The 8,186-nt window shown below is 51.5% G+C and carries 7 protein-coding genes; all 7 read left to right on the forward strand.

What is annotated here, in order from left to right; genetic code table 11:
* The coding region (locus A6M56_RS24065; RefSeq protein ID WP_286758476.1) for an asparagine synthetase B family protein at nt 1-1,275 on the forward strand (1,275 nt) is incomplete at its 5' end.
* On the forward strand, nt 1,272-2,375 hold the full coding sequence (locus A6M56_RS24070; RefSeq protein ID WP_286758477.1) for a glycosyltransferase family 4 protein: 1,104 nt from the start codon (nt 1,272-1,274) through the stop codon (nt 2,373-2,375). The genes A6M56_RS24065 and A6M56_RS24070, both read left to right, overlap by 4 nt.
* Before the next feature lie 13 nt (nt 2,376-2,388).
* Nucleotides 2,389-3,618, forward strand: coding sequence for a glycosyltransferase family 4 protein (locus tag A6M56_RS24075; RefSeq protein WP_286758478.1), 1,230 nt, complete (start codon nt 2,389-2,391; stop codon nt 3,616-3,618).
* Entirely contained in the window at nt 3,615-4,223 is a 609-nt protein-coding gene (locus A6M56_RS24080) for a sugar transferase (protein WP_286758479.1), read from the forward strand. The genes A6M56_RS24075 and A6M56_RS24080 overlap by 4 nt, the downstream gene beginning before the upstream one ends.
* Nucleotides 4,216-4,875 (forward strand): acetyltransferase, encoded by a 660-nt coding sequence (locus tag A6M56_RS24085; protein ID WP_286758480.1) that lies wholly within the window; start codon nt 4,216-4,218, stop codon nt 4,873-4,875. The genes A6M56_RS24080 and A6M56_RS24085 overlap by 8 nt, the downstream gene beginning before the upstream one ends.
* A 7-nt stretch (nt 4,876-4,882) precedes the next feature.
* A complete protein-coding gene (locus A6M56_RS24090) occupies nt 4,883-6,058 on the forward strand; it encodes a DegT/DnrJ/EryC1/StrS family aminotransferase (protein ID WP_286758481.1) in 1,176 nt (391 codons plus the stop codon).
* Between the two features lie 39 nt (nt 6,059-6,097).
* Nucleotides 6,098-8,077, forward strand: a complete 1,980-nt coding sequence (locus tag A6M56_RS24095) for a polysaccharide biosynthesis protein (RefSeq protein WP_286758482.1) — start codon at nt 6,098-6,100, stop codon at nt 8,075-8,077.
* Nucleotides 8,078-8,186 lie beyond the last annotated feature (109 nt).

The following is an 8,186-nucleotide window of genomic DNA, read 5'->3' on the forward strand; positions in this document are numbered from 1 at the left end:
AGTTTCGCCGATCATTCCGAAGAAACCTTTTATCAGGGGATTAGTAAACTCCCGGCAGGGCATAACTTATTTTATGACCTCAAGAGCCACTCAATTAACATTCGGCGTTTTTACAGCATAGCAAGCCGCTCTGAATGGACGGGCAAGGGCGCAGACGCAACCGCGAAGGATTACGTTGCGCTGCTTAATGACGCGGTAAGAGTACGTTTGCGCTCAGATGTCCCTGTTGGCACTTGCTTAAGCGGTGGACTTGATAGTTCAAGTGTCGCAACACTTGCTGCGGCGCAGTACATGCAGCAGTCTGGAAAGTCTTTCATTGGTATTACCGCCATTGGCGAAACGCCACGAACTGACGAGTCAGCTTTTGCCAAGGCGGTTGCCGAAGCGGGGCAAATGACATGGGTGCCGTTGAAGCCGACGTACGAAGAGTTTGTGGATACGCTTCCGAGTGTGGTGCGCGCACAAGAAGAGCCATATGGCGGGCCATCTATTAATATGCAATGGTTTGTGATGCGCACTGCTCGACAGCAAGGTGTGACGGTGCTGCTTGATGGTCAAGGTGGTGATGAAACTTTGTTGGGATATGAAAAATACTACGCTGCGCACATTGCGACGGTATGGCGTACCAAGGGTATGTTTAGCGCGATGCGTGCGATCCTTGATGCAAGGAGCAACAATTCCAAAATGGGGTTCATCAATACCGCCAAGTACTTGGTTGGCGGACTTTCCGCGCCGGCACGCTACCGGTTCTATCAATATCGGCATCGGTATCTGAAGTCAGTTCCATCGATGCCTGACCAGTTGCGTGCCTTTGCGAAGGCGTGTCTTGACGAGTTCGCATTGCAAAATCTGGAGATTACGCGAACCAACCTACCGATCTTGCTCAGATATGAGGATAAGAATTCGATGGCACATAGTATCGAAACGCGCTTACCATTCCTCGACTATCGCGCACTAGAGGCAGCGCTTTCGATTCCGGCGCAATACAAAATCAGAGGGGGGTGGACGAAATGGGTTTTACGCCAAGGAATGTCCGAAAAAATGCCGAGCACGGTTGTCTGGCGCAAGAACAAGCTTGGATTTGAAGCTCCAGAGGATCTTTGGCTTTCGAAGCATCAAGCAATCATGAAAATGAAAGTGCAACAATCATGCTTGCTCGGCAAGCTCTGTAATATGGATTCACTCAGCAGTATGTTTTCCAAGCTCGACTTGCGTACCCAATGGCGGCTTTATAGCACGGCGCTTTGGGAGGAGTGCTTTGGTGTAAAGTCATGACGCGCGTTTGTCATATGACGTCGGCTCATCCATGGGACGACGTGCGGATTTTCCATAAAGAGTGCCGTTCCTTAGCAGCCTCTGGATTTGATGTGCATTTAGTTGCGTGCGCGCCGCGCAAAATGCAAATAGACGGTGTTTCGGTTCATGCGATCCAGAGGAAGAATGGATGTAGGGTTGGGCGGATGGTGAAAACTGCGTGCGACGTGTATCGCGCGGCTAGAAACCTGGATGCCGAAATCTATCATATTCATGATCCTGAGCTTATTCCATACGCTTTGCTGTTGAAATGGCGCGGCAAGAAGGTCATCTATGACGCGCATGAAGATGTGCCACGTGACATTCTGTCCAAATCATGGATCCCATCCTGGGTAAGGAAGCCGTTGTCCCTCATTTGGGAAACGCTGGAAAATTTTGCTGCAAAGAGGTTGAGTTCGGTTGTTGCTGCTACCCCGCACATTGCCCAGAGATTCGTTACGGTTAATCCTTCGACAGTTGATGTAAATAACTTTCCTATTGATAACGAACTGACTGGACAGTCGGGCGAGAAGACGAAGGCGCCTAGAACGATTTGTTATATCGGTGGAATTAGCGATGTCCGTGGGGCCTTTGAAATGGTCAGGGCGCTGGAATTCGTCGATGCGACGTTAATCCTGGCGGGATCCTTCCAGAGCGCAGAACTCGAAGGCGCATTGCGCGCGCTGCCGGGTTGGGCGAAAGTGGATTACAGAGGAGTGGTCAGTCGGGAAGGTGTAGCGCAGATTCTTGCTGAATCTCGTATTGGATTGGTATTACTTCATCCGCTTACCAATTACATCGACGCATTGCCAGTCAAGATGTTCGAGTATATGTCTGCAGGACTGCCTGTATTGGCATCAGACTTCCCGTTATGGCGCAGCATTCTCTCCGATACGGGGGCTGGTGTTTGCGTTAATCCCCTTGACCCTTGTGCAATAGCTGAATGTATTTCCAACGTATTACTAGAGGAAGAACAGGCACAAGTCATGGGCGATGCTGGAAGGCGTGCTGTCTTGCATACCTTTCGTTGGAAACATGAGGCGGACAAGCTTGTTTCCTTGTACCAGAAACTGAAATCGTAGTGAGCCTCATACAATGAAAAACGTTTGGCTGCTGAACCATTATGCGCAAGAACCAAACGGTCCCGGGGGAACGCGACATTTCTCCTTGGCAAAACACCTGCACAGCTTTGGTTGGCATACCTCCATCATTGCCGCGAGCACGGAGCTTAATACGGGAAGGCAGCGTTTGGACGACGCTGAGACCTGTCGCCGCGAACAATATGAAGGGGTTGAGTTCTTATGGGTAAAAACTCCCAGTTACGAAGGTAATGGTCTGGGAAGGATGCGCAACATGCTTAGCTATACTTGGCAGGTTTTGCGGTTACCTTTAATGGATCAATTGCCTAAACCGGACGTTATCGTAGGCTCCAGTGTTCATCCTTTTGCTGGTTGGGCTGGCTTGAAACTGGCGCAGCGTTATCGTTGCCCGTTTGTCTTTGAGGTCCGCGATTTATGGCCTCAAACGCTTATCGATTTGGGTAGATTAAAGCCTTGCAGCCTAATGGCAATATTGCTGCGGGCGCTAGAGCGAGTGTTGTACCGTAAAGCGAGTCGTATTGTTACCTTGCTTCCTGCAATAGATGATTATCTCCGCCCACTTGGAGTGCCCGATAGCAAGATCGTGTGGATTCCGAACGGCGTTGACCTATACAACTTTACGTGGCGCTTGCCTGTTGGATCTGGCGGCAATTTTGTACTGATGTATTTAGGCTCTTTTGGAAACGCGAACGGGGTCGATCAGCTGTTGGACGCCATGAGCGTTCTTCAGAAACGTTTTCCTGAGCGCCGGGTACATCTCCGATTGATAGGGGATGGGCCGCTGAAATCATCTTTTCATGAGCTTGCGCTTTCGCGTGGGCTGAAGAATGTCACATTTGAGCCCCCAGTGCCAAAGAACAAAATATCCAACTTGGCGGCTGAGGCGGATGCATTTGTGGTTTGTCTAGCCGATGTGCCGCTTTATCGCTTCGGCATCAGTTTAAATAAACTTTTTGATTATTTGGCTGCAGGCAGGCCGGTGGTCTTCGCTGGCAGGACAGCTAACAACCCGGTCGCAGAAGCTCGTGCCGGCGTTACCGTGCCTCCATGTGATCCTGAGTCTTTTGCCAATGCCGTGATAAGTTTGATTGATATGCCAGCAGAAGAACGAGCGGCGATGGGGGGCCGTGGAAGGAAGTACGTGGAGGAAGTCTATTCATTCGAAATTCTTGCCAAGAAGTTTGCCGATGTGTTGGATGCAGCGGCTATGGAAGGAAAGAAGTGAAACGGCTTTTTGATTTTCTCATTGCAGTTCTTGCATTGATTATCTTGTCTCCTGTAATCATTGCGCTAATTGTCTTGGTCAGAACAAAACTTGGCAAACCGATCATGTTTCGACAAGTTCGGCCTGGTCTACATGCACAGCCCTTTCTCATGATTAAATTCCGTACGATGACTGACGAGCGAGATGCATCAGGAAATCTCCTTCCTGACGAAGTCCGCTTGACGCCGTTTGGAAGATTTTTGCGCTCGGCTAGTCTCGATGAGCTGCCCGAGCTGTGGAACGTAATCAAAGGCGACATGAGCTTGGTTGGTCCGCGACCTTTGTTGATGGAATATTTACCGTTATATTCAGCTAAACAGGCCAGACGTCACGAGGTCCGCCCGGGAATTACCGGTTGGGCGCAAATCAACGGGCGCAATGCATTGTCGTGGGAAGAAAAGTTCACGCTGGACGTCTGGTATGTTGATAATCAGTCTTTCTGGCTGGATATTAAAATCCTGATTCTCACAGTGGTGCGAGTGATCCGCCGCGAGGGCATTAGCGCAGCCAGCGAGGCGACGATGCCTCGCTTTGTCGGTTCTGCAACCCGGAGTGAGCATGAATAATCCGATGTACGCGGTGTATGGTGCCAGCGGCTTTGGCCGCGAGGTGATGCCGTTAGCGCGGCAGCAATTGTTAGATTCTGGCGTGCTGCCGGATCGCCTCGTGTTTGTGGATGATCATCCGATGGAGCTCGTGGTCAATGGGCATCGTGTTCTTCGATATGCCGAGTTCCTGGAGGCGCCGGCAAGCGAAAGGTTTATCGCTCTCGCAATTGCAAATAGTGCCATACGCGAGAAATTGTCCGACCGATGCAGAACAGACGGAGTTGCGTTCTGGACTGTACGGGCATTGAACACCGTGGTAATGGATGCGGTCGAGGTGGGCGAAGGCGCATTGCTGTGCCCCTTCGTCACACTGACCTCGAATATTCGGATCGGTCGGCATTTTCACGCAAACATCTATAGCTACGTTGCGCATGACTGTGTGATTGGCGACTTCGTGACCTTTGCTCCTGGCGTGAAGTGCAACGGCAACATTCGTATCGAAGATCACGCATATATAGGCACTGGCGCAATATTGCGCCAAGGGAAGCTAGGCGAGCCTTTGGTGATAGGGCGCGGTGCAACTGTAGGCATGGGCGCAGTGGTTACGAAGAGCGTACCGGAAGGAGTGACTGTGGTCGGGAACCCGGCGAGAATCTTGCAACGGAATTGAGAGATCAATGTTAAATACGCCATTCTCACCTTGGCCATCCTTTACTGCTGAAGAGGCGGACGCAGTGCGCGAAGTGCTGTTGTCGAACAAAGTGAATTATTGGACGGGCAATGAGTGCCGTCAGTTCGAGAAAGAATTTGCTGCCTGGGCCGGTGTGAATCATGCCATTGCGCTTGCCAACGGGACGCTGGCATTGGATGTTGCGCTCAAGGCCTTGGGTATCGGGCCGGGCGACGAGGTGGTCGTGACGCCGCGTACGTTCATCGCGTCCGTGTCCTGTGTTGTGAACGCCGGCGCCATCCCGGTTTTTGCAGACGTCGATGCGGATAGTGGAAACCTGACGGCAGAGACTATTGCGACTGCTCTGACTCCTAGAACGAAGGCAGTCATCTGCGTCCATCTTGCTGGCTGGCCCTGCGACATGGATCCCATCATGACCTTGGCGAACAAGCACGGAATAAAAGTAATCGAGGACTGCGCACAAGCGCATGGTGCGCGTTATAAGGGACGCAGCGTAGGTTCTATCGGGCATATCGGGGCGTGGTCGTTCTGTCAGGACAAGATCATGACTACGGGCGGCGAAGGCGGTATGGTCACAACCAATGATCGCACGCTTTGGTCGGCCATGTGGTCCTTTAAAGATCACGGGAAGGGTTGGGAAGCTGTGTACGAGCGTCAGCATTCTCCGGGATTCCGGTGGGTGCATGAAGGATTTGGCACGAACTGGCGTATGTTGGAAATACAGGGTGTCATTGGCCGTATCCAGTTGCGCAGAATGGCTGAGTGGACGGCGCAACGCAACCGGAATGCACGAGCGTTACGCAACACATGTGCTGCTTTCACAGCACTTCGTGTACCGGAATGCTCGACTGAAGATGTTCATGCCTGCTACAAGTTTTATGTGTATGTGCGGCCAGAGAAGCTCAATCCGGGGTGGACGCGCGACCGAATTATCGAAGAGATCAATTCCCGCGGGGTTCCCTGCTATCAGGGATCATGTTCCGAGGTGTATCTTGAAAAGGCTTTCGATGGAACGCCATGGCGCCCGAGCAAGCGATTGGCTGTGGCGCGTGAACTCGGCGAGACCAGCCTCATGTTTCTCGTACATCCAACATTATCGGAAGCCGAAATGGCAAAAACCTGTTCCGTTCTGGCTGAGGTTATGCACAGTGCGGCGGGATGAGCTAAAGCAGATTAAGACAATAACTCATTTGCACTGTACATGAGTCTTTTCTCCGACCTTACGCGACAAAGAAAAAAGCTGGTTGCGGTTGCAGCGGATTTTGTCATGATGCCGCTTACTTTCTGCTTCGCAATCTGGGTGCGATACGACAACTTGACTGAGGCATTGTTACGCCAATATTCAGTGCTTATCCTGGTCGCCCCTTTTGCCTCGATCCCGGTATTTATCAAGCTTGGTTTTTATCGTGCTGTAATACGTTATATCGATCACAAAATCGTGTATGTCATTGCAACTGGCGTGACGATATCTGTCGTTGTGCTGGTCGCAGTGGCTGCATTTACCCAGCCGCTGCATTACTCCAGGGGGGCATTCGTTATCTATTGGGCTGGCGCAATTCTCTATGCGCTTGCAAGTCGTTTCGTTGTGCGTGGCTTTCTTCGTCGTGGTGCAGCTCATAAGGGCATTCGGGTAGCAATATATGGGGCGGGGCAGGCAGGAACACAGCTTGCTAGCGCGTTGCGGGCCGGGAATGAATATCTGCCGGTTGCATTTATCGACGACGCTGAGGATCTTAGATACGTAACAATAGGTGGTGTGAAAGTTTTTCCGCCATCTGACTTGCCAACGCTTCTTGCAAAAATGGATGTCAGCGAAATTTTGCTAGCAATGCCTTCATTGTCAAAGGGGCAGCAAAAACGAATCATTGACCGCCTCGAACCTTTGAAAGTTAAGATCAAGTTAACTCCACCCATCAAGAAGCTATTGAACGGCGAATTGCGTGTGCAGGATATCCAGGAGGTGGGGATCGAGGATTTATTGGGGCGCGATTCCGTTGAGCCAGACCAGCGCCTGATCAGCGCCTGTATCCAGGGTAAGGTTGTGCTTGTTACGGGGGCGGGAGGATCGATCGGTTCGGAGTTGTGCCGGCAGATCATTCGACAGCGTCCGTCACGGCTGATCTTATTGGAACTGTCGGAGTTCGCCCTGTATTCGCTTGAGCAAGAACTGCGCGAGATCCAGAAAACGATAGCTAGTGAAGCAGAACTGATTCCCTTCCTCGGCTCCGTGCTGGATCAGGCAAGGTGCAAATCCATCATGGAAACCTTCCATGTCGAGACGGTATACCATGCCGCAGCCTATAAACATGTGCCTCTGGTCGAGCACAATCCTACCGAAGGTATTCGGAACAATGTGTTTGGAACCCTAAACTTGGTGCGCGCTGCAGTGGAAACGGGGGTGAAAACATTTGTCCTGATTTCGACTGACAAGGCCGTTCGCCCGACCAATGTGATGGGGGCAACCAAGCGGCTTGCGGAATTGATACTGCAGGCATTTGCTCGTCAACAGGAGGGGTTGCCGACGAAAACCCGCTTTTGCTCTGTTCGCTTCGGTAACGTCCTTGGCTCGTCCGGCTCTGTCGTTCCATTGTTCCGCAAGCAGATCATGGCGGGAGGACCAATTACGCTGACGCATCCCGAAATTACACGTTATTTCATGACGATTCCTGAAGCGGCACAACTTGTCTTGCAAGGAGGTGCAATGGGCGAAGGCGGAGAAGTGTTCGTGCTGGATATGGGCGAGCCGGTGAAAATTCTCGACCTTGCCAAACGGATGGTTCATTTAAGCGGCCTTGAACTGAAGGACGAGGGCGGCTCCGGAAGAGGCATTGAAATTAAGCACATCGGCCTGCGTCCGGGAGAAAAGCTTTATGAAGAATTGCTTATCGGAGGGGAGGTCGAAGGGACCGCGCATCCATTGATCATGCGAGCAAGAGAGACTGAGATACCTTGGAGCCAGCTTGAGAAGTACTTGACTCGCTTGCAGATGGCCTGCAATCAATCTGATTTCGAAGAAATTCGGGCGTTACTTCTTGATATCGTGACCGAATATGCGCCACAAGGTGAGATCGAGGATTTTATTTGGCGGCGTAAAATGCAGGCAACGATGATAGTGGATCGGGGGATACCTCCAGGCGGTGAGGCATGTCTTTCTGGCATTCCACTATTAAGGGATTTGTAGCATAAATAAGAGCGTCTAACAAAATGCCGCTAGCTGCGTTGCGCCTCCTTGCCGTCGTACTACTCGTACTGTCTGCGTCGGCGCGTCTTGCTATCGGCATTTTGTTAGA

The sequence above is a fragment of the Ralstonia sp. RL genome (assembly GCF_001683835.1).
Classification (GTDB): domain Bacteria; phylum Pseudomonadota; class Gammaproteobacteria; order Burkholderiales; family Burkholderiaceae; genus Ralstonia; species Ralstonia mannitolilytica.

Excerpts from the sequence above, each read along its gene's own strand:
- A6M56_RS24085 (WP_286758480.1), top strand. The coding sequence starts at position 4,216 with ATGAATAATCCGATGTACGCGGTGTATGGTGCCAGCGGCTTTGGCCGC.
- A6M56_RS24095 (WP_286758482.1), top strand. The coding sequence starts at position 6,098 with ATGAGTCTTTTCTCCGACCTTACGCGACAAAGAAAAAAGCTGGTTGCG.
- A6M56_RS24075 (WP_286758478.1), top strand. The coding sequence starts at position 2,389 with ATGAAAAACGTTTGGCTGCTGAACCATTATGCGCAAGAACCAAACGGT.
- A6M56_RS24070 (WP_286758477.1), top strand. The coding sequence starts at position 1,272 with ATGACGCGCGTTTGTCATATGACGTCGGCTCATCCATGGGACGACGTG.
- A6M56_RS24090 (WP_286758481.1), top strand. The coding sequence starts at position 4,883 with ATGTTAAATACGCCATTCTCACCTTGGCCATCCTTTACTGCTGAAGAG.